Below are 24,017 nucleotides of genomic sequence, written 5' to 3' on the forward strand. Positions count from 1 at the left end.
ATCAGACGTTCAGCGAGCGTGAAGCCAGTCCGGCACAGTTCCCGTCTCAATCCCCATCTGCGGAATGAAGTAGAAGAACATGAAGGCCGTGAGCAGGAATACGCCGATCAGATTCAGGATGATGCCGTAAGTCAGCATGTCGGACATCTTGATTTTTCCCGAAGCAAAGACAATCGCATTCGGGGGTGTAGCGATCGGCATGGTAAACGCGCAACTGGCGGAGATCGCTGCGGGAATCATGATCAACCGAGGGTCAATTTCCAGACTGACCGCGGTAGCAGCCAGGATCGGCAGCACCGTATTCACGGTTGCGATGTTCGATGTGAATTCGGTCAGGAAGGTCAGCATCAGGCAGGCGGCCAGAACCAGAGCCCAGGCGGGCCAGCCGGCGATTACCTGCGAAAAGACATGGCCTACCCAGTCGGAGAGTTCGGTCGATTTGAAAGCGCCCGCGATGGCGAAGCCGCCACCAATCAGCAGCAGGACTCCCCAGGGCAAACGCTCTGCGGTTTCCCAGTCCATGAGATATTCAGTTTGTCCTGTTTCGGATTTCCGGGCAGGAATGGCAAACATCAGAATCGCCATTCCCATGGCGACCGTCGAATCGTGGACCCAGCTTGAAGCCTGGTCCGCGGGGATGCCCCATTTCTTGAGGAAGTGAATCGGTAACTGTTCCCAGCCGGCCAGCAGCTCCCATTCACCAAAGATCAATGGTTTTCGTGTTACCCAGAGGATAGCGGTGGTGGCGAAGACGAACAGCATCAGGACTTCCGCGCGGGTGGGCTGTCCCAGATTCTGAATCTGTTCCTGCATAATATTGCGGGAAGATGTTTTTGAACTGGAAAGTGATGGCATTCTCCAGCAGAGAACCAGCCAGGTGATCATAATAAAGGTCACCCCGAACGGGACAACCATGATCATCCACTCCCCTGCCGAGAGTTGTGGACCTTGTGGAAACTGAGCGAGCCAGATCTGCTGAAAGGCGATATTGGTGGGCGTGCCGATCAGCGTGGTGACACCGCCGATGCTGGCGGAATATGCGATGCCCAGCAGCAGCGCGACTGAGAAGTGGCGAATCGCTTTTGAAGAATCGACATCAGAATCGAACAGTGAGAGTTCGGACATGGAACCGATGATCGCCATGCCGATAGGGAGCATAAGCAGCGTCGAGGCGGTATTACTGATCCACATCGAAAGGAAGCCGGTCGCGAACAGGAACCCCAGCACCACCCGGCGGGGGCTCGATCCGACGACATTAATTGTATGCAGGGCAATCCGTCGATGAACGCCCCATTTTTCGATACCCAATGCGATAATGAATCCACCCATATACAGAAAGATATTCTGATTAATATAAGCCTGACTGACCGTCGCCGGGTTCTGGATACCGAACAGGGGAAAGGCAAACAACGGAACCAGGCTGGTGACGGCAATGGGCAGTGCCTGCGTCATCCAGAGGATTGCCATCAGCGCGGTTACCGCTGCCAGACGCTGCGCAGCGGAGGTCATGTCGTCCGGTGTCGGCAGATTCAGAATAATCACAAACGCGATCAGGCTGAAAAGTTTACCGTAGAAGGGAATCCGGCTTTCTGAAGTGTGTGATGCGTCGCCAATCACGAAGAGAGTATCCCTGAGTTATCAGCAGGCGCGCTCCCCAGGGAGCAGGCACTGTCAACAGGTTAAATCAGCGTGCCGAATCAGGATTAGTCCTGTGCCGGATGAATGAACTGGTGTCCTTTGGGGCGGACGGTCAGTACCGGACAGGGAGCTTTCCGCACGACCTTCTCTGCTACACTTCCGAGCAGGAGGTGCGCTGTGAAGGAGCGCCCGTGAGTACCGACGACAATGACGTCAATGTCTTCTTTTTTCGCGTACTTCAGAATGTCGACAAACGGGTTGCCGTGAACCCAGTGAGTGACCAGGTCGAGCCCCTCTTTATCTTCGTCCAGAATCCAGTTTTCGAGTCGGGTTTTGGCGAAGTTTTCGAAGTCTTCCTTGGGCGGAAGTGCATAGCTTTCAAACATGGGCATGTAGACAATGGGGTCTTCAATCACGTTCAGCAGATGCAGCTGGGCATCGAATTTCCGTGCCAGTTCGACAGCGTATTGAGTAGCGGCCTGAGAGGGTTCACTGAAGTCTGTGGGGATGAGGATTTTGTTGATTTCAATCATGAGCGGTATCCTTTCAGTGGCCGGGCCGACTAAATTATTCTAGGGGCAATCATTGCAAGCAGGCTCCATTATAAGGGGAGTTGTGCCGGAAACAATAGACGGGGGAAGTGGGAAACGACATTCGAAAAAGTGTTTCTTTTTTTTGTTAAGAAACCGAGGTCGTGGTTTGTGAAACCGGGATGATCTCCTTATGATGAGTTGAGGCTCCCGAGAGGCGGGGGCCTGTTTTGTAATGAAAACCGAACAATTTGAGACCTAGAGAAACAATCAATCGGGGAGGCAGAAGAATGGAAAAATGGCCTATTGGTGTATTCGCATCCGTCGACGCGGGACTGGGGGTACACTTCGATGTCGTCCAGGAATTAGGAATCCCCACGATTCAGATTCACGCACCGCATGCGGAGACCCGGTCGAAAGAACTCGCCGACGAATTCATGAAGAAATGCAATGCTGCCGGCATTGAGCTGACGTGTGTCTTCGGTGGCTTTGAAGGTGAAAGCTATGCAGACATCGAAACCACGAAGAAGACTGTAGGCCTGGTTCCACTGCAAACCCGGGCTGCCCGCGTGGAAGAGATGAAAGGGATCTCCGATTTCGCCCGGATGCTGGGCTGTGATGCCGTCGCTCTGCACATCGGTTTTGTCCCGGAAGACCGCGAGTCGGCTGACTATCTCGATCTGGTCAAAGTGACCCAGGAACTGCTGGATCATGTCAAAGTCAATGGCCAGACACTGAACCTGGAAACCGGACAGGAAAGTGCCGATCATCTGCTCGATTTCATTGGCGATGTCGCACGTGATAACCTCAAAATCAATTTCGATCCCGCAAATATGATTCTGTACGGGACGGGGGATCCCATCGCTGCCCTGAAACGGGTGGGGCACCTGGTCGCCAGCGTTCACTGTAAAGATGCGACCTGGGCACCGGAAGCCGATCGCGGTGTCGCCTGGGGGGCAGAAGTGCCTCTGGGTGAAGGTGATGTTGGCATGGGAACCTATCTGCGAACGCTGAATGAAATCGGCTACACCGGTCCCCTGACAATCGAACGGGAAATTCCCGAACAGCGGGATCAGCAGAAAGCCGATATTGGTAAGGCGGTCAAACTGCTGGAAGAGCTGAAAGAACAGCTGGCCTGAATGCTGCCTGTTTCCCCTGAAACTGCTGGCGGAGACTGTCTGTGAAGAACGTGTTTGAAGATGTGACCTGTGCCGGATGTTGTTGCGTCTGCGATGACATCGAGGTCACAACAGACGGCCAACAGATACTTGACGTGCAGACCACCTGCCCCCAGGGGCAGGCGTGGTTTGCGCGCTCCCGCCAGACGAATCAGTTACAGCCCCTGATCAGTGGCGCTGTAAAGTCTCACGAAGCTGCGTTGACCTGCGCTGCAGAGCTGATTCAAAATGCGACCTCTCCTCTGCTGTTCGGCATGGGACAATCCGCGACCGAAGCGCAACGGGCTGCCATCAGTCTGGCGGATCGAATCGGAGCCACGATCGACAGCGGTGCCTCAGCCTCCACGCGAGCACTGCAGCAGGTTGGAGAAGCCTCCTGCACACTGGGAGAAGTGCGTAGTCGTGCGGATCTGATTATCTACTGGAACGCGGAGAGTCTACGGACGAATCCCCATCACCAGCAGAGCCTGAAACCCGGGGCCGAACCGGTTTCGCGGAAAATCGTCACTGTTGGTTCTTCCGTGTCAGATGAAAGTGCTGAGGTTGATCTTAAACTCAGTGTTCCTGTTGAGGGGGAATTTGAAACCCTCTGGCGGTTGCGGGCACTGCTCAGAGGGATTGAGCTGAATGGGGAGGTCTCCCCAGGTCTGTCAGCCGGAGAACTGGAATCACTGGCAGCGCTGATTCGGCAGAGTCGCTATATTGTGATTTTTTTCGGACCTGCTGTCTCTGAAGATCGCCTGTTCCATCGTAAGTTGGAAGCACTTTCACTACTGGCCCGGGAGATTCAGTCTGAACGTCGCTGTCATACCATCAATGTTCCTGCTTCGGGGGCTGCGAAAGGGGCCGAACCGGTGCTGGCCTGGCAGACAGGTTACGCGGCGGCGGTGAATTTTGCGGTCGGGTATCCCCGTTTTTCTCCCTGTGAATATGCGACAGTCCGCATGCTGGAGCAGGGAGAAGCCGATGTCTGTCTGCTGATTGGTGATGCACCTTTGACGGGACTTTCGGAGCTGGCCCTGCAGCAGTTGCAACAGACTCCACTGATTTATGTCGGCCCTGCACCTCTGAGTGACCTTGAGCCGGAAGTCTTTATCCCGACAGGGATCTCCGGCATTCATTCAGCCGGTTCCCTCTACCGTTTTGACGGAACGCCGCTTCCATTACGTGCACTGATTCCCACGCCTCAGCCCAGTGAAGCAGAGGTGCTGCAGCAACTCGAAAGCCTGCTCACGCCTGTTTTGCCTATCTGTTAGCAGGTAAAACCCTTAGGTGATTTCTGGCGAGACAGCGTGACTGTTATAACCGTCAGAACCTGAATGAGATTTTTACCACGGATATCCCTCCTCAGGTGAGGGAGCAGAATTCTGACCTAGAGTTAAAATAAGTCTCTACTCAGGAGAACCATGGTGTAGCCGGCAGCTCACACTGACGCTTAAAGCTGTCGGATTACATCAGTACTTCTTTATGGTTTGCTCAGGTTCCGATTATGATTGCAGAAATTCAGGAAAAACCAGAACTCACTCACAGTGATGCAGCGGGAAAACAGGAGACCGTTGCGATTCGTGTAGAAGATCTGATCGTGGGACGCACGATTCAAAATCCGATCCATGACGCGAATGGTGTGCTCCTGCTGGCTGAAGGTTCCGTGATTACTTCACGTTTCAAAGATTTGCTGCGCGAGCGGAAACAGAACCATGTGGAACTGCACGGCGACGATGCTGCTACAGTGAGCCTGAATACACTGGCGGGAAATCCGCTGGTCGACGGTGCCAGCCAGGGGATCTTTTCTACTGAGTTGACAGAAAAACTGGACCGGTTAATCGAATCAGGGTCCATGTTTGTTGCCAATACCGGACCGGCACTCCGCGATTCGATGGTGGTGCATGGCTGTAAAGGGTATGACCAGAAGCATCGCGAACATCTGTTCGAGCAGCAGAAAAAGTTCGGTGAATCACTGGATGGAATGATGCGCGGCGCCCTGAGTGGGACGACTCCCAGCGGTTCGCAGATCACCAGCATGGCGGCCAGTTATCTGACACAGCTGACAGCTGACGCGGACAGCGTGATTTCCGTAGCAACAGAGGCGGGCAAAGACGAAACCCTGTCGCAGCATTGTTTACAGATGTCGCTGTTAGGCATGGCGATTGGTGCCGAACTGAATCTGGATGAAACCAACGTAAGAAACATCGGTCTGTGTGGATTGGTGCACGACTGGGGCATGGTCAAGGTGCAGGCCAAAATCGGTAAATGGCGTCGCAAGCTCGATCCGCTGGAGCGGATGGAATTGCAGAAGCATCCCATCTTTTCTCTGGAAATGCTGGAAGATGTGGCCGGGATTCCGAGTATTGTGCCGGTCGTCTGTTACCAGGTACACGAACAGCCAAATGGAGCCGGGTATCCTCGTCAACGGACTCAGAATATGATTCACCTGTTCGCCCGGATCTTAAATGTGGCGCATTGGTATGTATCACTGACCAGTTCCCGGGAGGACCGCCCTGCCCTGATGCCATATGCGGCCATGGAATACATGCTGCGGATGACTAACACGAAAACGATCGATTCTTCCTCCATGCGAGCCCTGTTGAACCTACTCTCGCTGTTTCCGGTGGGAAGTTTCGTCACCCTGACGGATGGAAGTGCGGCCCGCGTGATCCGCCGCAATGGGGAAAATTATACGAGTCCAATCGTACAGATTATCCAGACCGCGGACGGCAAACAGGCCGATCCCCTGGATCCGAATTGCATTGTTGATCTCCGTCAGAGCGAGTTGGAGATTGATCAGGCCCTGCCTACCCCTGGAAAAGATGAGATCGAACTGACATCCGAACTGTTTTACGGACAGGTTTAAGCTGCCCTGACCGTTAAATTGCTGCTAATCCGAACCTCATAAGCCGTGAAACTGTCGATATTTGCAGAGCCAGATCCACTTCTCCGGGAAAACTGACGATTCCTGAATCAGAAACGGTGGTTATGCTTGAAACTGATCGCGGAATGGCTTATATTTCCATCTCGCTTCCATTAAGCGATGAATTCACAGGGAGTTAACGCCTGTGATTTCAAGGCGGAAACGAAGGGCATGTAGCTCAGTTGGTAGAGCACAGGACTGAAAATCCTGGTGTCGGCGGTTCGATCCCGCCCGTGCCCACTTTTAACCTGAAAACGATGCCGAGCGGGAATGTCTTTTGATATTCCCGCTCGTTTTTTTTGCGCCCTGCCCTCACCAGATTCGCCTGGTCTGAACAACCTGATCCCGGGGTTGTGTGCAAGAGCTTCTTTGTTGACGGACGGTCTGATTCTGTTACGATATTTTTGTTTAGATGCTGCTGGCGTCAAAGCATTTCAGTTCGCTAATCATATCTGGGTAGAGCTAATACAGGTTGTGCCGACGTTGTTGGCAGGACTAATTTTCTACAGCATTTTTTAGATGAATCACAATTATTGATGGGGGTTGTCTGATTCTAAAACCTGATCTGCAAGCGTGGATTTCATCTCAAGACTGCCAGTTTTGTGCGCAGTCATTTTCCAATATTCAAGTCAACGAAATAATCGAAACTGGCAGTCCCTGTTTTTACTGTCTGCCACCGCTTCCTGAATGTTGGGAATTCAAGTGTCACTCTTGTAGTCGACAGGTTGTGGTCTGCGTGAGCCATGAAAAAACATGGTTTATTGGAAGAGGGACCATAGTAATGTTGAACCCGATCTCGGTAAACGCCGCACTGGATCGACTAATCGAACTGAATGGTCAAATGGTAAATCTGGTGGGAGCATTGTCGTTAGATTTTGAAGGAACATGTATTAATCACATCCCAAAATCTGAGTGCCATTCAGATGAGGTAGGCACATATCAATCCAGTATCTGGGTAAACTTCGATTTAGCAGCCATGAAGCGAAACGAACAATGGTTACAACAGTTTGACGGCCGTCATGTACGGGTTGAAGGTAGACTGGCTGCTCCAGAAAAAGGCTTTGATGGTTGCGGGCATTTTTCACTCTGGCCCGCTGAAATTACAGTGAACAAAATCGTTAATTCAAATGACAGTGATTAGTACCCGACTTGATGCTAAGTGATCCCTTGCTGGAATTATCATAGCGTTCTATGAGGTAAGACATGAGAAATCTGGAAACTATCGAACTGAAGGCCTTTGTGCCTGCGAAGGATTTCGAACTTTCCAAACGCTTTTACTCGGATCTCGGTTTTCAGATTCCCTGGTCTTCGGATGAACTGGCCTATCTGCATTGTGGTAATTGCACGTTTCTGTTGCAGAACTTTTATGTCAAATCGCTGGCTGAGAATTTCATGATGCATCTTTCGGTCCAGAATGTCGACGACTGGCGTGCGCATGTGCGGGAACAGCAGATTGCCGAGACGTATGGCGTGACAGTGACCGAGACGGAACAACGCCCGTGGCGGATGCGGGATTTTGTACTGTATGACCCCTCCGGCGTATTGTGGCGGATCGCGGAAAACACGGATTGAGTTGTTTCAGTTGTGTTAGCGGGCTTTGTTATGAAAAGACGAATCAGCCTACTGTTACTTTTTCTCGCAGGATGCTCAGGAAGCACTCCCTCTCCCGGGCCTGCGATCTCGTTTGATGAAGCTTCCGGCGTGATTACGATCAATCCGGCCGTCGATTCAAAGCGAAAAATCAGTTATGGCTTCCCGCTGGGATCGGTGACTGTGGAAACGCTGGGACACGAAGAGGGGGAGTTACTCTTTGAGTACACCCACGAAGTCGAAGGAGGCTATACCGTCTATCTTTGCCGGGTTCCCGTGACCGATCAACCAGTGACGATCCAACTGCCGAAAGGCGGGGATACTGAGCCCAAGACTTCGTTTGACCTCGAAGACTGCAAGTTCGTGCGTGAGGGCAGTGTGTTCTTCGATTAAAGTATCTTCCGATTTCAGTGCCGATTGAAGTGGCTATCCGTGCTGCTGCTGATCCCCAGATTGACTTTATGCGTCATGCAAAATGGATCGTACCGGAATCGACTTGAACGAAACGCATTTACAGGTACGATGAAAGGACACTGGGATTTCCTGTCATTAGAAAATGGATCTGTATCTGAGAAAGTAGAGCCGATGGAAGATCAATGGGCCGTGGGCCAGACTGAGTGGGAAGGTCACCCACTGTTTGTACGCTTTAACACGTCCGTCCAGGATGGTCATTTGAAAGGCGAATTTCCGATCAAGGTTGGCTTTGCCCTGCCCTTGCATACGCCCTCATCAGAAGGTCTGCCCGGGGAAGAAGAGATGGAACAGCTGGGCGAGATCGAAGAGCTGATGGAAGAATACCTGGGTAGTGACGGCGTATTGGTACTGGTATTGACCACTGGGGGTATGCGTGAAGTAATTTTCTACGTTCGTCCTAACACTGATATCGCAGGCGTCCACAAGCGGCTGATGACGGAAGTCACTTCACATGAAGTCCAGTGTGTCGGAGAAGAAGAACCGGGGTGGGATTCCTATTATGCGTTTGTGGGTGAGTGAATTTCGATGAGTCTGAGCGGAATTTTCCAGACACGAGCCGGAGTACTGTGGCTGTGCTTACTGCTGTGGAGTTGCCAGGAGGCGGCGCCGCCTGCGGGAGCGAAACTTCCTGCCGAGGCGGAAGCGGCGTTGCGGCTGGCGCCAAAGTGGGAGTTATTCTCCCTCGATCCGGAAGTGGAGCAAGATGCAGAGAAGCCCGAAACGTTTCATGGCTGGAAGGTATTGGGGAGCGTGGAAGTCACTGACAAGGCGACGCGACTGAAGTTGCTGGAATCGTTGAAGGCGAGTGTGGCTGCGAATCGGAATGAGGTCGCCGCCTGTTTCTGGCCCCGGCACGGGATTCGAGTGAACTACCAGGGTATGCAGCAGGATTATGCCGTCTGTTTCCAGTGTTATCAGGGAAGATGGTACACAGGCGAGGAATTGAACGAGGGCTTTGCCCTGACCGATTCGCCGCGAGATGAATTCAACCGTGTGTTGGCAAAGGCGAATGTGCCGCTGCCGGCGCAGCCGAAGTGACAGGTGAATGGACTACGTTTCTTCTTACTGATGATGAGTGATTCGTGATTGTCAGAAACTTAAATCAGTTTTTCTTATTACTACTCACTCTCTGTTTCTACGGATGTGAGATCATCAAGATGGATTATGTGCCAGAGGAGGAGCAGATAAGAAATGCATTTGATTCGTTTCTGGTGAAACCTGCAGAAGTGACTGGTCATTATGCGAACATGGATATTGACTGCGTTGTCTTCACCTATCGATCAGAGGCCGCCGAGGGTGCTGCTTTCTGGAAGCTGCTGGATGATGCCCTGACGGAACGGAAATGGAAATGTACTCGAGAGGATGAGACGCAGCGGCATTATGAGCGAATCTATCACAAGACGGGAGAGCAACTGTTTCACAGTGCTGAGCAGCTGCGGATCAGTTTCAATCCAGAGACGAAGTTCGTAGTGGTGGCCTGGGTGCAGGCGGATTCGCTTGATCCCGTGGAACAGTTCAGTGAAAACGATGAAGCCGGTTTTGCCGACCGGGTTGTCTGGCCGCGATTTGATACGCTTGTTGCTGACGAAACTGGGACCGCTGAAAATGAGTAAGCAGACTGCCAGAAGTCGAGTCGAAACTCAACTGAAGAATGAAATTGAACTGCATTAAGGATGGGCCACCATGATCAACAGGAGCTTTGGTGAAGATTAGCTGCTACTGCGGGGAGATGATATTTGACTCAACGGACAATCTGCCTCAAAAGGGGCGTTTAATACCGGATCAGGACTGGCTGGAGATGTTTGATGCGCTGGAGGTCCAGGTTGTGGAACGTCTGGCTGCGGGAAAGCTTTCCTTTGAAGCGGCCTGTATGCAGATGAGAGAACTGATCTGCTCGCCTGTCCGAGGGATGTGGCAATGCGCGAGTTGTGGCAGGCTTTATATTGATGACCTGGAGTGACAGTTGCAGTGTTACCTGCCCGAGAAGGACGAAACCGATAAGCGAGTTCTCCGCGGCGGGTAGGAAAGAAAACTATCGATTTCTGCTCACAGGGAAAGGGCCTCTGCGGAATGAGACATTTGAACTGCTCAATCCACACATTCTGATTTTGCCGTTGGTGAAAGACAATGAATAACAGTAGGCGACAACCAGAGAAACAAAGCTTGATGAGACAGGCACAACAGACAGCATTCCGGTCTGAGCGATTATCACAGATGAAGAAATCCAGGAGATTCTGGGAATGGGCGTCCTGTTTGTCTTTGGTGGCGACAATGATTCTGCCAGTGATAACAGTTTATGCAATTTATGTTTCGATCTCCAACATGCTTATAGGTCGAAGAGGGGTGGGGATTGATGCCTTGTTCCAAATGTTCTCTGTCATTCTACGTCTGGGGGGGATCGGAGGTGCGTTCGCCTTAACTGCGTTTTGTATGATCCTAATCTCCAGAGAGATGGTGGTTAAACGGGGAAAGTCGGTCGAGGCACTGACGGCTGCACTTAATACGAAAGGCAGGAAAGGCTCTCAGGGTAGCCATCCGAGTAAGCCAGGCGACAATGACAGGTAGGTTTGAAATCCATTCAGCTCCAGTGGGGTAAATCATTCTTTTTGTGAGTTGGTAGTGTCACGAGAGCGGCTGGGCATTTTTTTAGAATGCAGTATTTCAGTGTGAAGTTCACTTCTCCGTGGGGGCTTTCTGCTTCTCACTGCAGGCATCGCCCAATGCGGTCAACAGTGGCGTGAGTGTCTTCACATCGTCCAGTGGATTTTTGGCATGGCCGGTACAGCGGAGTTTGAAGAAGGTGTTCGCATGGGACCAGACATAGGTGTCGGAGTTGACCTCACCCTGGTCGGTGGCGAGCTGGTAGCGGCACCAGAGTGCTTTTTGTGGTGAGTCACCCAGCGAGACAGTGCCGTGATCGGTTTCTGTCGCCGAGTTCCAGAGTCCAAGTTCGACCGCCTGTTCGATGCTGGCTTTAGCATGCTTCATTTCGTTTTGAACGGGCTCGCTGTTGAGATTGTCGGGAATCTCTTTCAGGCCGCGCGTGAACTGATAGAAGGTTACCGTCATACCACCCGCGTGATCGTAGGCCACTGAGAAGCCATGATCGGAGGCTGGCAAGGCCCGGGGAGCGGAACGTTTCCAGTCGGGCAGGTTCGGGAGTGGAAATACCGGGGGAGGCGGTTCGGCGCTAGCCGATTCCTGTTCCAGTTTCTGGATCTCCTGCATGATTGCCTGGTTGGTGGCTTCCTGTTGTGGTGTGGGGCCTGGAACGTTCGCATTTTCCTGGTCCTGGCATCCGGTGAAACAGATAAGTAGTAGCAGAAATGAGATCTGTCTGGCGTTCCGCATGATGTCTCCGCAGCGAAGAATTTGAGGTTTGTGAATCAGGAGACAGTATTGTAACATGGGGTGATCTGTTGTCGAGTGTGGACCCTGGGAGCGAGAATCTATTGCGAGTTGTCTGAAACGACTGGTGTGCCTGTCCTCCACTCATATAGCAAAGTCCGGATGACCTCCCAATCTGAAAGTTCGAGTCTGCGATGTCTGAATTCACCGAAATGATGCGTGCCGTTCAGGCGGGAGACCGTGAGTCAGCTGAAAAAATGCTGCCGCGAGTCTACGACGAACTCCGTAAGCTGGCTGCAGGATATCTGGCGAATGAGCCGACAGCACATGCGCGTCAGGCCACTTCCCTCGTCCATGAAGCTTATCTGCGGCTGATTGGGAATGACGAGGATTGGAATGGTGAAGGACATTTTTTCGGGGCCGCCGCAATCGCGATTCGCCGTATTCTGGTTGAAAATGCACGAGCCCGCCGCAGTCTCAAGCGTGGTGGAAATGCAGTTCGTCTAGATCTGGAGGAGGTGCTGCCTTCCACATTGCCTGAGCCCGTAGAAGATCTGATTGCGCTGGACGAGGCCCTCGACAGGCTCTCTACAGTAGATCCCCGGGCCACGGAATTAGTGCAACTGCTTTATTTTTCTGGTCTTACATTAAGTCAGGCTGCAGAGGTGATGGGGGTTTCCCCCCGCACAGCTGATCGATTATGGGCCTATGCCAAAGCCTGGCTACGGAGAGAAATGCGGAGAAATTCAGAAAAATCTGAGATTTGATGACGTCCTCTGCTGCTGGTTTTCGCACTGAGGGGTAGCGAGGTTCAAAGAGGGCCGTTTGGATCCACTTTGTTCTGTTTTACAGACTCCCCCCTGTTGCATGAGGTCGAATCGTGTCTTTGAAAACCAGAAATCTGATCTGTCTGTTGTTCCTGGTTCTGAATGTTACGGCGTTGCAGGCTGCCGATTATTTCAGACAAATACCCCGTCAAGCAGCGAAGACGGGGGCCCGCTGGAATGGCAAAACGCAGAACGGTAAAGCCGATTCGCAGGTTACCACCCTGCCCTCCTCAAGTGAAAAGTCGGGGCATGTGCAACGGGCTAATTTTCCAAGTCAAAATCGGAGTAAGGTGATTATTATCCTGGCTAAAGCGGGGCCCGGTCAGGGGAAGCCAGAGCTGGATGCTGCCCGGGAAGAGTTTCAGGAGCGGGTTGAGACTGCCATGAAGGCGATCAACGAACTGTTTGACAAACAGAAGGCAATTGCCATCAAACAGGGGAATACACATGCTGCCGATTTGATTGAACGTCAACGCAGACGGTTTAAGGAGAAACGGGTTTTACCCTCGGTCATCAATACCACTCACTTCGAAAAAGAGATGGTCGTCGCGGTGACGGCGATGCAGAAAGCCTACCAGCATGAAATCGCGGAGTGTGCACGGAATGGAAATCAGGCGAAGGCATCCCTGCTGAAGACGAAGGCCCATAATGAGCTGTCTCCCTGCGTATTTGACGGGCGGCGCAGATACGTTCGCGGGGGTGGCGGGATATTCACAATCCAGGCGGATCAAAGCTGGCTGGAAGTCAAAAATCGGGGCAAGAATCATGTTCGCTTTACTGAAGTAGCCCGCAAGCCGGATTACATCGAGTTAAAAGACAATACAACAGACACGCGACTCCGATTATATCATGACCGGGTTTCACTGAAACACGGTTATTATCCCTGGCGTCACTTCAAAAATGGTCAGTGGGCAAACTAGAATTTTAAGCGATTCACTTCTTCTGAGAAAAGTCTTATATGAACGAACAGGAAATCTTTATTGCCGCACTGGAGATTGAAGATCTTCAGCAGCGGGCGGCTTACCTCGATCAGGTGTGCGGCGAAGATCGTCAGTTACGGGAACAGGTGGCTGCCTTGCTGAATGAGACGGAACAGTCAGGCGAATTTCTCGGTGTCCCTGTGCTGGAGCAGATGCGGCGGTCGAGCGAAGCAACACGCGTCCCGGGGGAAGATACGGGGGCTCAGCCTGGACTGGATGATCTCGACATCGGATTTCTACAGCCGGCGACGGAAGCTGGATCACTGGGAGTACTGGGGCACTATGATATTCAGGAGCTGATTGGCCGAGGGGGCTGTGGTATCGTCTTTAAGGCGTTTGACCAGCGCCTGCACCGGATCGTGGCTATCAAGGTGATGACCCCGGCCATGGCGGCGACTTCTCCGGCCCGCAAGCGGTTTTTGCGCGAGGCGCGGGCCACCGCAGCCATACGGCATGAGAATGTCGTTAATATTTACGCGGTCGAGGAAGCCCCCCTGCCCTTTCTGGTGATGGAATACATTGACGGTAAGACACTGCAACAGATGATTGATGACAATGGGCCGCTCGATCTGACTACCATCGTGAAGTATGGGCGGATGATCGCAGATGGTCTTGAAGCAGCGCATCTGCAGGGATTAATTCACCGGGATATTAAACCGGGGAATATCCTGATCGAGTCCGGAACGGGACGCGTCAAAATTACCGATTTTGGTCTGGCACGCGCTGCAGATGATGCGAGCCGGTCTCAGAGCGGTATCATCGCGGGTACGCCGCTGTATATGTCGCCCGAGCAGGTTCAAGGGCTCAAGCTGGACCGGAAGAGTGACCTGTTCAGCCTGGGGAGTGTTTTATATGTGATGTGTTCCGGACGCCCTCCTTTCCGCGCCCCGTCGACTCTGGCTGTGCTGAAGCGGGTCGTGGACGAGGAGCCCCGGAGTATCCAGGAAATCATTCCTGAAGTGCCGGACTGGCTGGTCGCCATCATTCGTCAACTGCACGAAAAAGACCCCGATCATCGGTTCCAGTCTGCAGAGGATGTTGCTGAGCGGTTAGCCGGGGGGGCGGAAGCAGCAGTGCCGATGCGTCAAACCAGGGATGAATCGACTTCGGCAAAATCAAAAAAACTGAGGCAGAGTCGGTTATCGTGGATGCAGGCTGCGGCGATCCTGATCGTGCTGTTGTCGAGTTTTGGCTTTACCGAAGCAACCGGCATCACCCGCTTGCACAGTACTGTAATCCGCTATTTCTCACCCGAAGGGACTCTGGTGATTGAAGTCGAAGATCCTGGTGTGAGTGTTTCCATCGACGGACAGGAACTGGTAATCAAGGGGGCTGGAGTCGAAGAACTTCGACTGAAACCGGGACAGTATCAGTTCGAGGCTACAAAAGACGGAGAAGTTCTGAAGAGGGAGCTGGTAACTGTTTCACGAGATGGCAGAAAAGTGATCCAGATAGACCAGCAACCTGCCCCGGTTGCCTCGAGCTCTGCTGATAAGCCTTCGCCTGAGTTTACAGAGGAGAGCAAGCCCGTTGATCCGGATCGCCGTGCAGCAGAATATGTCCTCTCGACTGGCGGAAAAGTACGACTCAACGATTTCAGCCGGCATGGAGAGAAGAAAAGTTTCACAACACTGAGTGAACTCCCAGCTACTCCCTTTCGGCTTACGCACGTTGAGTTGACTGACAATGCTCAACTTGATGACTCTGGGCTGGCTGCATTCCAGGGGACGGAGAACCTGCGATCTGTGGTATTTTCCGGTTCCCGTAACTTTACTGAGGTGGGGCTCGCTCATTTAAGTAAAAACCTGGAATTACAGTGGGTTGATTTGTGGAGAACAAGCATCAATAAAACTGGTCTGGAACAACTCTCTCAATTTCCGGATCTCCGTGATGTCAGGTTAGGGGAAACCAGTCTCACAGCCGATGACCTCGCGGTATTGAAACAATTCAAGAGTTTAAAAAAAATCGAACTGATCATGCTCAACCATACCGGAGCCGATGACAGTACACTTGCCATACTGTCTGCTGCGCCCCAACTGATTCAATTGAATCTGGAAGACACTAACGTTACTGATGCCGGTTTGGCTCACCTGGAGAAGAATCTGAAGCTCCAATACCTGTTTCTGAAGGGGACCAAGGTAACGAACGTGGGAGTTAGAAAACTGTCTCAGGCATTGCCGTGGTATAATCCCCGACCGGAAGAGCCGGATAAAAACAAAACCGTTTCAAAGTCGATGCCCTCCCAGGCAGATCTGAGCTCAGAGGACCCCGACCGACGCGCTGCGGAGTATGTCCTCTTTATGGGTGGGCAGGTCTGGATTAACAAAGACTCCGCTTTCACAGATGGTAATGGCATCAAGACGCTCGACAGGCTACCCACAGAACCTTTTCGTTTGACACATGCGAAACTGATCGATAACGCTCGTGTAACCGATTCCGGCATGGAAGCGTTTCGGGGAACCAGGAACCTGCGCGGGATCTATCTTTCGAATGCAACCCATGTCGGCGATAAGGGAATCCTGCACTTGAAAGAGAACACGCACCTGCACGAAATTCATCTCTGGGGTACGCAGGTGACGGGCGCGGGTTTAAAGGCTTTTGAAAACTGTGATGCCATCATCGATTTCTATTTCGGCTATACCCGGGTCTCGGATGCCGACATGGCCTTTTTTCGAGATTGTGCCAGCTGGAAATCATTACGCTGTATTATGGTCACTGGGCTGGGGATTACGGATCAGGGGATTGCTCATCTGGCAGGTACTCCCAGACTGGGGCAGATTCATATCGAACGAACGAAGATTACTGACGCTGGTCTGCTCCAGTTAGCGACATGTCCTAAACTGGGGCTTGTAGGGGCGCATGAAACGAAGATTACCAGCCAGGGAGTTGAGAAGTTTCTGCAGGCAAGAAAAGGGAAATGTGGCATTCTCTGGGAAGAGCCGGGGATGCCTCCCGAGAGTGAGGGGACGGTTGTAGCAAAAGAGCCTGCTCCCCTCAGTGTCGATGCTGGTTTTTCGCGTGTGTGGCGACTCACGAAACTGCAGCCCCGCAAGGCCGAATATGGATGGGATCCTGGTCCGCGGCGGGTTTTGGTGTCTCCAGAATTCGAACGCTGTGAAGAGTACCTGGTTATCGATCAGAACAGTTCCATTACATGGGAAATACCAGCAGGAACGAAAAGTATATCGGCAACCGGCTTATACAATTTTGGGAGCTATGTTAATTTCCGCGTCGCGTTCGATGGAAAAGAAGCATTCTGCAGTGGGGTCACCCGTTTACAGAAAATTCTATTGGATATTCCAGAAGGCAGCTCTACCATGATGCTTTCGGTGGGACGTGTGACTGATAATGCGGAACATATCGCTGCGTGCCCTGTGTACTGGTTGAAACCGCGGCTTTACAAAGAACCACTCAGTGCCACGCGAACCATCCCAGAGACAGAGGACTTCACAAAACTCTCGAAACTCACTCCGATTGCAGGTAAAGTGAAAATCGCCCAGGATGGTTCCTCTCCACCGAAATCTGAAGAGCTGACAATTGAGCCACCCGGTTACGATTCCTTACCCGTTTGTACGGAGATGCTCTGGGCGCATGCAAATACGTCGCTCTCCTATGAGATCCCTAAGGGAGCGAAACGGTTTCGCGCTGTCGCAGCGGCATACAGGAGTCGTTCGGTTCGGTTCCTGGTGCAGATTGATGGACGGGAAGTATACCGCAGTCCTGTCGCTGGAATTCTGCCAGTCGATGTGCCGATTCCTGAGGGGGCCAGGGAGATAACGTTGCTGACTGATGACTGTGGTGATCAGCGGAATGACTGGGCTGACTGGTGTTATCCGCGATTTGTGGGGGAACGATAAGATTCTGCAGCATCATGATGATCAAAATGCTTCCAGGATCGCTATTGAGTTTCAATGACTTTGGTGGGGTTGACTGAGGCCGGTAGTCTGGTGGGAGTGATGGCCCATTCGGTCCAGACTTAATTGAGGGGCGCTGTCGGTTTATTATTTAGAGTACTTTTAGATGCATTTTTATATGCCTTGATCTGTGAGATAACCAATGGACAAAGCGAATCTATTACCCGAGTTTCGAGTCTTTCTGGAGCGTGTGAAAGAAGGAGAAGAGGCTTATCCGAAGGGGGAAGATATACCACATTATGAATACCAGGGACAGCGGACCAAGCTGGGAGGCAGTCCTGACTGGATACAGGGGAATGAAGAGGAATGGCCGGGCTGTCCCCATTGTAAGAACAAGATGCGATTCGTGGCACAGATCGACTCTGTTGAGCATGACTGGAATTCGAATCCTCATCGTGTTGACAGCTTATCTGAGGATCAGAAATGGATGTTTGGCGATGTGGGGATGATCTTTGTTTTTTTCTGCTTTGAATGTCTGGAGACAATCTCGGTCTTTGAATGTGGTTAGGATTGTAAATGAGTATAGAAGCATTCATCTGGAACTATCGTGATGGCGAGCCGATCGGCTTTGATTATGCGACAGTATGCGAAATACTTTCAACTGACCAGACCGAGTCCCTGGATCAGTACGGCTGTCTGCGGGTCTGGTTTCAGGAGCCCGATGATGTGGTCGATATCTATCTGGGTGGGAAAGAAGCGGCTGAAAGCGGCGATGTCGCTGGGATCATGGTCGCCCGGCCGATCCGGCATCCCGCATTTCTGGAACGGCTGTTTCAAGTGCTGCAGTTGGGTGATGTGATGCTGTTTTACTCCGATGAAACGACGCCGGTCTTCCGCAGTGGTGCGAATGCGGGACAATACCCGGCTGATCTGCTGGCACAATTGGGAGAGCCTCGCTACGTCAATGCACCAGAGGAACTGGTTCAACAGGAACCATAAAGCGTGAGCGATTAATACAGACGCTGTTACGCGTTCAATGTGAGACAGTCTGGGAGAACAGATTGATCACGAGAACTCCGGCGATAATCAGTGCCAGTCCCAGAATGGCGGGCATATCCAGTTTCTGCTTGAAGAGAATCAGGCCAACGCAGGAGATGAGCACAATACCCACGCCGCTCCAGATGGCATACGCGATGCCGACGGGGATCATCTTCAGGGCCAGGGAGAGAAAATAGAAGGCACTCAGATAGGTGACCACCGTGATCGCGGTGGGAACTGGGCGCGTGAACTGCTGCGAAGCCTGCAGGGCAGATGTGCCGATCACTTCCAGCACGATTGCCACTCCCAGAGCCAGATAACTGGTTAACATGTTTTGCAGTACCCCGTATCAAGAGACGTCTTGTGGAATTCGAGATGTCGAACCAGAGAGGTTCAGTGGATGTCTAAAGATATCGAATGGCGGTGAACTGTCAATGCTGACGTAAGTCCTGTGGGAAAACTCCGCTGGCTAAAAGAAATCCGGAATACAAAGAGGGGGAACGACCATGTTACTGGGATTTGGCTGGTGTCATCTGCGGAGCAGTCGTGAAGCAATCAGGGAGGCGAGGCTGTCTGACATTGATCAGATCGAAGCGGAAATCGATGCCGCAGATCAGAAATTATGGAACGAATTTCGAACATGGATGGAAGTGTCTGCAGAAAGCTTCATCCAGTGGCAGCTGTGTGAGTCGTTAAATAATGAAAAAGGCCTGCTGACCTGGTGCGTTTCACGCAATCACAGATCGTCTGCAGTGTAGGAGATGCTCGACTGGATCGTGACACATGGCCCGGGAAGCTATGGCCTGTTTTATTGTCACGACGATGAAGACACGCGGGAGAGAAAATTCAGTGGTCGTCATCCACCGATGGATTATGACAATGTGTTTCGAGTCCACCGTTTACTGCATGGCGTACTGACAGAAATGGATGATCCGTTCTTCGGTCTGGTTCAGGGAAATATTGATCCTGTGCACCCTTATGATCGGGCTGATGAGGATTAATTCAAGAGAGACGGAGGATAACAAAGTCCTGCACAGGAAAGGGCCGCTCATTCCTCTCCAGCGGCTTCGTGCTGTGCTTCGTTGATGGCCCCTTCGAGGGTCGACTGGTCAAACGGTTTGTTGATCAGGCGATAACCTTTCTGGGAGAGGTTGTTCTTGAGCTTCTGGTCGGAATCATAGCCGGTACAGAAGACAACCGGCGGAGGATTGCCCAGGCGACAGATCTCGTCGTATGCTTCGGTGCCGGTCATGAGTGGCATGCACACATCGAATACCAGGCAATGAATATTGTCCCGCTCCTGACGATACATTTCCAGAGCCTCCCGACCGTTGTTAGCAGAAAAGACCTGGTAACCCAGGTTCTCAAGCATACGACAGGTGACCCGCATGACAATTGAATCATCTTCCGCCACCAGAATGGATTTGAAGTTTGTGTTTTTCATATCGACCGAATCAGTCTGATTTCCATATTCAGGCTGATGATTGTCTGAAATGACAGGGATCAGCAATTCGAAGCGAGACCCCTGGCTGGAAAGGGATTCAAATTCGATGGACCCTCCGTGCTCCTGGGCCGTGGAATAGACCATGGAGAGCCCCAGCCCGGTTCCCTGCCCGACCTCTTTGGTGGTGAAAAAAGGATCAAAAATCCGATCCTGTAGGTACTCCGGGATTCCCAAACCGTTATCCTGGACATAAAAGCCAATGAAGGTTTTTTGTTGGCTCGTGATGAGCCGGTTGCCTATAGTGATGGTTCCTCCGGCAGGCATGGCATCACGGGAATTCATACAGAGATTGAGCAGTGACTGTCCCAGCAGGAGGGGGTTCGCGAGGATGGGGGGCAAGGTGCTGCTTAATTGATAGTCGACGTTAATATTCTCGGGGAGTAAGGGGCGGAGCAATACTTTCAGATCTTCGATGATCGAGAGGGAATTACATTCATATTTTTCAACCTCGTCGATGCGACTGAATCGCAAAAGCTGGTTGGTTAATTGAGTCGCGCGACTGATGGCAGTCAAGCTTTGATTTAAATCGGTATGAGCCTGCGAATCGGGACTGATATCATCGCGGGCAAATGAAACAAACCCACCAATTGCCTGTAGCAGATTATTGAATTCGTGAGCGATGCCCCCTGCCAGTTCCCCAACGGCCTCCATGCGTCCTCTGTGCCGAACTTTAAGTTCATTTTGTCGTAACGTCTCTCGCGCCGTTTCCAGTTCCGTGATGTCGATTGAAATGATAAGTAATCCTGTTTCAGCATTATGCATTTTCAGGGGAACTTTACTCGTGTCTAATATCATAGGCCTACCGTTTTTTGACACACTGGTCTCGATCTTGTGCATTACCGGATCGCCAGATTGCATAATTCGCTGATCTTCATCGATGTTTGATTCAGAATGAATGCCTGTCAGCGATAAATTCAGATTTGAATTGCCGATAACATCTCGAGAGGAATCAAATCCCCAAAACTCAAGAAAACGATCATTACAGCCCAGGTAATTGGAGTCAGCATCCTTCCAGGAGACGGCAAATGGAATGACATCCAGAATGGTCTGCAGCAGGTCGTTTCTTTCGTCCAGTAACCGTTGTGTACGTTTCTGTTCAGAAATATCCAGATGGACTCCCACCAGACGGGTGGGATTGCCGTCCGAATCGCGATCAACTACCTGCCCGCGGGCCATGGTCCAGCGGTAATGCTTCTCCTGGCAGAGAAGACGGTGTTCAGAAACAAAGGTGTCATGTTTTTCACGTGTAATGAGTGCCAACTGCTGCGTAAAGCTGTCGATATCATCGGGATGGATGCGCTGTTCCCAGGTTTCGAGTTTATGCTCCAGGGAGCCAGGTCTGGCACCCACCAGGTTCTCCCAGCTCTCATGGAAATAGACTTCGTCTTCTATTGGATTCCAGTCCCAACTGCCGACTTGCCCACCGGCAAACGCGAGCAGCAGCCGTTCTGAGTTTTCCTGTGCTCGACGATTGGCTTCAATCAACTGATTCTGAAATTCGATGCGGGAAGTGACATCGGTCTGGATCGCCAGAAAGCCAGTGTGCTCGTCTGCTTCGTAAAGAGGCATGCATTCGATGTAATTCCAGTACCCCGCACCCTGCTTTGTGTAATTAAAGATGGTGACCTCGAACGGTATGACAGTCTTGATAGCCGTTCGCATCGTCTTGATCGCCTCGGGATCACTTTTTTCACCCTGTAAGAGATCCCCCGGTTTTTTACCGACGACTTCTTTGAAACGGAAGCCAGTCATTCGTTCAAAACCTTTGTTGACCCAGGTCGTGATACCATGCTTGTCTGTAACGACCACTGCATTGATGGTTTTTTCCAGGACCTGTTTTAGCGCGTTGACGGTGATTGAATGATCTGATGGCAGTTTCATGTTTGCTCTGGACCTTCTTTTGTGAGTTGACCGATTACTGCTTCCAGTTCATCAGCGGATAATGGGGGAGTATGCAGGACTTCCGTCATTTTGTTGGTTTTTTCAATCGCGGTCAGGAAGACATCCTGGGAATCCATTCTCCCTTTTTGGTAATAATCAGATAACAGCTGATTCACCTTAAGAATTCGCTGGGGGACCGGTTGATCGCACATTTCTGCGAAGGCTTCCGCTACCCGCATACAGCGGACCAGTCCCTGTGTCATGATGGGCAGATTCATGTCGGTGTCATCCTGGTGATGCGCATAGACCGGTTGTAGAATCGAGAAGGGAAAACTCCAGGATTGCAGGACGGCTGCTGAAACCATGCCATGGTCGGTATTGGTGACCATGTTCTCGGAGGTGATAAACTGCAGGGTTGGTATGCTGCGAACCCGTTTGACGACACGTTCAAAGTAGGCTTCACCATAATGTTCAGCCAGTACCAGGATGCCGATGTCCTGCAGGATCCCCAGCAGGTAAGCCGTTTCCGGTGGCACAGAGTCATAGTACCGGGCGACCGATTCTGCAGTGGCGGCGATCAGCGAGGTGCGTTTGAGATACCAGTGACGGAATTCTTCCGCCCAGGGCTTCATCAGTTTGGAGTGAACCGTGCGCAGTCCCAGCGAAAGGCAGATGGCAATTGCCTGCCGGGGGCCCAGCAGGGTGACGATGCCTTTGAGATCTTTCTGTTTTGATGAGGCTGCAACTTGTGACGAATTGGCGACCTTGATCAGTTCGGAAGTCAATCGCGAGTCGGTTTCAATTTCACGGACCAGTTGTGGAATTGAAATTTCCAGTGAGGAGCGGGCAGCATGTTCAGCGAGCCTGGTGAGTACATGCGGAATGGGAGGCACATCACTGAATTCTGTGACCAGACGACGGGCGGCGGGGTCAATCATCAGGCAATGGTGTGAGAGACGCGACATGAAACCGTAGGCCATGTTCAGAATTTCGGTTTCGTCGGTGTCCTCTTCGATCGTCCTTTCCACTCCCTGGCAGTTATCGATGTTGAGTCGGTCGAGTGAATCTCGGGGGCCTCTCAGGAATGCAGGAATATTGATCAGGTCGGCGTGCAGGCGTTCGACAATCTGATTTCCCCTCAAGAAACCTGATAATTCCTGATCGATAATCAACAGGTCGACCCGTTTTTCATTCACAATTTCCAGCAGGTGATCGGTGCTGAGGGCGATGATTACATCCAGGGGCGATTCAGCCGAAGCCATTACAATCCGGTGACAGAACGACGTATCCGGACTCAGGACAACGACATTGTGCTTCGAGCCAGAGGGGGGGGAGGGAGTAGCGGCAGTTTGAACCGGTTTTGAGTCTTTTGTCTGAGCGGCCGCACCTCTTTCCAGGAGCTCCAGCATGTTCTCTGAAAATTCTTTGTAATCGACGGGTTTGCGATAGAGGTGTTTGACACCCCGCTTCCGCAGGTCTTCGTCAATTAAAGCTTGCATGATGCCGGTGAGCACACAGATCTCCGGTCGCTGATCCTGCCGTTGGATCAACTGCAGACACAAGGCGTGTCCATTCATTTGCGGCATTTTGAGATCGACGATCACCAGGTCATAAGTATGGCTCTGGCACATTTCCAGGGCAGCGATACCGTTTTCTGCCGTATCACAGCGAATGCCGACTTTGCTCAATGCCCGGGCCAGCAATTGCCGCAGAGATGGTTCATCATCAACAATCAGGGCATGGTATTGAAAGGAATTTATGGCTAAATCCTCCGAAAGCTGAGTCTGTCGTGTGATCGGCAGACTCACTTTGAAAATATAGGATACATGAAAACGAAGGAAGTATGAAACGGTGCATAGTCAGGCGGGACTGAGTGACTTCAATATTTCAGGCGCAGAGAGGATCGGTAAAAAATTAGCGATAATGTGATGTGTTCAAGTGAGATTATGACATCATAGGACGCGAAACTGTTTTGTTAATAAACAATCGACGTGCGGTTTGAAAGAAATCAGTCTGGCATTACTGATTCGTGCAGTGCGCTATGTCCTGCTACAAACCCAATGCTAACACTAGAGAATATCAGAGAAAAAAGTATTTGTGATGATACGTAAGGGGAGATCTGGATACCCAGAAAATATAGCTGAGAACAACTATGAGGACTCTTTATGGGATGTGAAGTGAAGCTATCTAGCGAAGTATGATCATACAAGATCGTACGGATTATATTTCTTGATTTTAGTCTGGTTTGAGGAATATGCCTCATTTTA

At 51.6% G+C, this 24,017-nt stretch carries 23 protein-coding genes and 1 tRNA gene; 18 read left to right on the plus strand and 6 right to left on the minus strand.

The window, feature by feature from the left end; genetic code table 11:
- Nucleotides 1-9: 9 nt before the first annotated feature.
- Together RID21_RS15380 and RID21_RS15385 are read right to left on the minus strand one after the other, a co-directional pair.
- Nucleotides 10-1,617 carry an SLC13 family permease gene (locus RID21_RS15380; protein WP_350190295.1) on the minus strand — a complete coding sequence of 536 codons (1,608 nt, stop codon included), beginning with the start codon at nt 1,615-1,617 and terminating at the stop codon, nt 10-12.
- Between the two features lie 86 nt (nt 1,618-1,703).
- Nucleotides 1,704-2,171 (minus strand): universal stress protein, encoded by a 468-nt coding sequence (locus RID21_RS15385; RefSeq protein WP_145184574.1) that lies wholly within the window; start codon nt 2,169-2,171, stop codon nt 1,704-1,706.
- Nucleotides 2,172-2,458: 287 nt separating this feature from the next.
- Here RID21_RS15385 and RID21_RS15390 point away from each other — a divergent pair, with 287 nt between their 5' ends.
- The 11 genes from RID21_RS15390 to RID21_RS15440 all read left to right on the plus strand — a co-directional run bounded on the left by RID21_RS15390 (nt 2,459) and on the right by RID21_RS15440 (nt 10,278).
- Nucleotides 2,459-3,307, plus strand: coding sequence for a sugar phosphate isomerase/epimerase family protein (locus RID21_RS15390; protein WP_350190297.1), 849 nt, complete (start codon nt 2,459-2,461; stop codon nt 3,305-3,307).
- 41 nt (nt 3,308-3,348) lie between these two features.
- Nucleotides 3,349-4,602, plus strand: coding sequence for a hypothetical protein (locus RID21_RS15395; protein WP_350190299.1), 1,254 nt, complete (start codon nt 3,349-3,351; stop codon nt 4,600-4,602).
- Between the two features lie 233 nt (nt 4,603-4,835).
- Nucleotides 4,836-6,197 carry an HD-GYP domain-containing protein gene (locus RID21_RS15400; protein WP_350190301.1) on the plus strand — a complete coding sequence of 454 codons (1,362 nt, stop codon included), beginning with the start codon at nt 4,836-4,838 and terminating at the stop codon, nt 6,195-6,197.
- A gap of 224 nt (nt 6,198-6,421) precedes the next feature.
- A tRNA-Phe gene (locus RID21_RS15405) sits at nt 6,422-6,494 on the plus strand.
- Nucleotides 6,495-6,990: 496 nt separating this feature from the next.
- The gene (locus RID21_RS15410; RefSeq protein ID WP_350190303.1) at nt 6,991-7,395 is read left to right on the plus strand and encodes a hypothetical protein; all 405 of its coding nucleotides are present in this window, start codon (nt 6,991-6,993) and stop codon (nt 7,393-7,395) included.
- 62 nt (nt 7,396-7,457) lie between these two features.
- Nucleotides 7,458-7,826, plus strand: coding sequence for a VOC family protein (locus RID21_RS15415; protein WP_350190305.1), 369 nt, complete (start codon nt 7,458-7,460; stop codon nt 7,824-7,826).
- A gap of 30 nt (nt 7,827-7,856) precedes the next feature.
- Entirely contained in the window at nt 7,857-8,237 is a 381-nt protein-coding gene (locus RID21_RS15420; RefSeq protein WP_350190307.1) for a hypothetical protein, read from the plus strand.
- Between the two features lie 192 nt (nt 8,238-8,429).
- Nucleotides 8,430-8,837, plus strand: a complete 408-nt coding sequence (locus RID21_RS15425) for a DUF695 domain-containing protein (RefSeq protein ID WP_197993943.1) — start codon at nt 8,430-8,432, stop codon at nt 8,835-8,837.
- Between the two features lie 6 nt (nt 8,838-8,843).
- Entirely contained in the window at nt 8,844-9,356 is a 513-nt protein-coding gene (locus tag RID21_RS15430; protein ID WP_350190309.1) for a hypothetical protein, read from the plus strand.
- Nucleotides 9,357-9,565: 209 nt separating this feature from the next.
- Entirely contained in the window at nt 9,566-9,931 is a 366-nt protein-coding gene (locus tag RID21_RS15435) for a hypothetical protein (RefSeq protein ID WP_350190311.1), read from the plus strand.
- A gap of 89 nt (nt 9,932-10,020) precedes the next feature.
- The gene (locus tag RID21_RS15440; protein ID WP_350190313.1) at nt 10,021-10,278 is read left to right on the plus strand and encodes a DUF8617 domain-containing protein; all 258 of its coding nucleotides are present in this window, start codon (nt 10,021-10,023) and stop codon (nt 10,276-10,278) included.
- 713 nt (nt 10,279-10,991) lie between these two features.
- On the opposite strand, the gene RID21_RS15445 is transcribed toward RID21_RS15440, so the two are convergent.
- The gene (locus RID21_RS15445) at nt 10,992-11,669 is read right to left on the minus strand and encodes a hypothetical protein (RefSeq protein ID WP_350190315.1); all 678 of its coding nucleotides are present in this window, start codon (nt 11,667-11,669) and stop codon (nt 10,992-10,994) included.
- Nucleotides 11,670-11,860: 191 nt separating this feature from the next.
- On the opposite strand from RID21_RS15445, the gene RID21_RS15450 reads away from it, so the two are divergent.
- From RID21_RS15450 to RID21_RS15470, 5 genes are all read left to right on the plus strand, one after another.
- Entirely contained in the window at nt 11,861-12,433 is a 573-nt protein-coding gene (locus RID21_RS15450) for a sigma-70 family RNA polymerase sigma factor (protein WP_350190317.1), read from the plus strand.
- Nucleotides 12,434-12,546: 113 nt separating this feature from the next.
- Nucleotides 12,547-13,413, plus strand: a complete 867-nt coding sequence (locus RID21_RS15455) for a hypothetical protein (RefSeq protein ID WP_350190319.1) — start codon at nt 12,547-12,549, stop codon at nt 13,411-13,413.
- A gap of 38 nt (nt 13,414-13,451) precedes the next feature.
- Complete coding sequence (locus RID21_RS15460; protein WP_350190321.1) at nt 13,452-17,330, plus strand: protein kinase domain-containing protein; 3,879 nt, start codon at nt 13,452-13,454, stop codon at nt 17,328-17,330.
- A 199-nt stretch (nt 17,331-17,529) separates the two neighbouring features.
- Nucleotides 17,530-17,895, plus strand: a complete 366-nt coding sequence (locus RID21_RS15465) for a hypothetical protein (protein ID WP_350190323.1) — start codon at nt 17,530-17,532, stop codon at nt 17,893-17,895.
- Between the two features lie 8 nt (nt 17,896-17,903).
- Nucleotides 17,904-18,326 carry a hypothetical protein gene (locus tag RID21_RS15470; RefSeq protein WP_145440148.1) on the plus strand — a complete coding sequence of 141 codons (423 nt, stop codon included), beginning with the start codon at nt 17,904-17,906 and terminating at the stop codon, nt 18,324-18,326.
- A 34-nt stretch (nt 18,327-18,360) separates the two neighbouring features.
- On the opposite strand, the gene RID21_RS15475 is transcribed toward RID21_RS15470, so the two are convergent.
- Nucleotides 18,361-18,696: a DMT family transporter gene (locus tag RID21_RS15475; RefSeq protein WP_350190325.1), complete on the minus strand. Its 336-nt coding sequence runs from the start codon at nt 18,694-18,696 to the stop codon at nt 18,361-18,363.
- Between the two features lie 175 nt (nt 18,697-18,871).
- Here RID21_RS15475 and RID21_RS15480 point away from each other — a divergent pair, with 175 nt between their 5' ends.
- Nucleotides 18,872-19,123 carry a hypothetical protein gene (locus RID21_RS15480; RefSeq protein WP_350190327.1) on the plus strand — a complete coding sequence of 84 codons (252 nt, stop codon included), beginning with the start codon at nt 18,872-18,874 and terminating at the stop codon, nt 19,121-19,123.
- Nucleotides 19,124-19,126: 3 nt separating this feature from the next.
- A complete protein-coding gene (locus RID21_RS15485) occupies nt 19,127-19,366 on the plus strand; it encodes an Imm7 family immunity protein (protein WP_350190329.1) in 240 nt (79 codons plus the stop codon).
- A gap of 47 nt (nt 19,367-19,413) precedes the next feature.
- Here RID21_RS15485 and RID21_RS15490 read toward each other — a convergent pair whose 3' ends face one another.
- Both RID21_RS15490 and RID21_RS15495 read right to left on the minus strand, forming a co-directional pair.
- Nucleotides 19,414-21,750: a PAS domain-containing hybrid sensor histidine kinase/response regulator gene (locus RID21_RS15490; RefSeq protein ID WP_350190331.1), complete on the minus strand. Its 2,337-nt coding sequence runs from the start codon at nt 21,748-21,750 to the stop codon at nt 19,414-19,416.
- The gene (locus RID21_RS15495; protein ID WP_350190333.1) at nt 21,747-23,558 is read right to left on the minus strand and encodes an HDOD domain-containing protein; all 1,812 of its coding nucleotides are present in this window, start codon (nt 23,556-23,558) and stop codon (nt 21,747-21,749) included. The genes RID21_RS15490 and RID21_RS15495 overlap by 4 nt, the downstream gene beginning before the upstream one ends.
- Between the last annotated feature and the right edge of the window lie 459 nt (nt 23,559-24,017).

Source organism: Gimesia sp., assembly GCF_040219335.1.
GTDB lineage: Bacteria > Planctomycetota > Planctomycetia > Planctomycetales > Planctomycetaceae > Gimesia.

Excerpts from the sequence above, each read along its gene's own strand:
- RID21_RS15420 (WP_350190307.1), top strand. The coding sequence starts at position 7,857 with ATGAAAAGACGAATCAGCCTACTGTTACTTTTTCTCGCAGGATGCTCA.
- RID21_RS15475 (WP_350190325.1), bottom strand. The coding sequence starts at position 18,696 with ATGTTAACCAGTTATCTGGCTCTGGGAGTGGCAATCGTGCTGGAAGTG.
- RID21_RS15430 (WP_350190309.1), top strand. The coding sequence starts at position 8,844 with ATGAGTCTGAGCGGAATTTTCCAGACACGAGCCGGAGTACTGTGGCTG.
- RID21_RS15490 (WP_350190331.1), bottom strand. The coding sequence starts at position 21,750 with ATGAAACTGCCATCAGATCATTCAATCACCGTCAACGCGCTAAAACAG.
- RID21_RS15400 (WP_350190301.1), top strand. The coding sequence starts at position 4,836 with ATGATTGCAGAAATTCAGGAAAAACCAGAACTCACTCACAGTGATGCA.
- RID21_RS15450 (WP_350190317.1), top strand. The coding sequence starts at position 11,861 with ATGTCTGAATTCACCGAAATGATGCGTGCCGTTCAGGCGGGAGACCGT.
- RID21_RS15425 (WP_197993943.1), top strand. The coding sequence starts at position 8,430 with ATGGAAGATCAATGGGCCGTGGGCCAGACTGAGTGGGAAGGTCACCCA.
- RID21_RS15465 (WP_350190323.1), top strand. The coding sequence starts at position 17,530 with ATGGACAAAGCGAATCTATTACCCGAGTTTCGAGTCTTTCTGGAGCGT.
- RID21_RS15480 (WP_350190327.1), top strand. The coding sequence starts at position 18,872 with ATGTTACTGGGATTTGGCTGGTGTCATCTGCGGAGCAGTCGTGAAGCA.
- RID21_RS15390 (WP_350190297.1), top strand. The coding sequence starts at position 2,459 with ATGGAAAAATGGCCTATTGGTGTATTCGCATCCGTCGACGCGGGACTG.
- RID21_RS15435 (WP_350190311.1), top strand. The coding sequence starts at position 9,566 with ATGGATATTGACTGCGTTGTCTTCACCTATCGATCAGAGGCCGCCGAG.
- RID21_RS15460 (WP_350190321.1), top strand. The coding sequence starts at position 13,452 with ATGAACGAACAGGAAATCTTTATTGCCGCACTGGAGATTGAAGATCTT.
- RID21_RS15470 (WP_145440148.1), top strand. The coding sequence starts at position 17,904 with ATGAGTATAGAAGCATTCATCTGGAACTATCGTGATGGCGAGCCGATC.
- RID21_RS15445 (WP_350190315.1), bottom strand. The coding sequence starts at position 11,669 with ATGCGGAACGCCAGACAGATCTCATTTCTGCTACTACTTATCTGTTTC.
- RID21_RS15485 (WP_350190329.1), top strand. The coding sequence starts at position 19,127 with ATGCTCGACTGGATCGTGACACATGGCCCGGGAAGCTATGGCCTGTTT.
- RID21_RS15385 (WP_145184574.1), bottom strand. The coding sequence starts at position 2,171 with ATGATTGAAATCAACAAAATCCTCATCCCCACAGACTTCAGTGAACCC.
- RID21_RS15415 (WP_350190305.1), top strand. The coding sequence starts at position 7,458 with ATGAGAAATCTGGAAACTATCGAACTGAAGGCCTTTGTGCCTGCGAAG.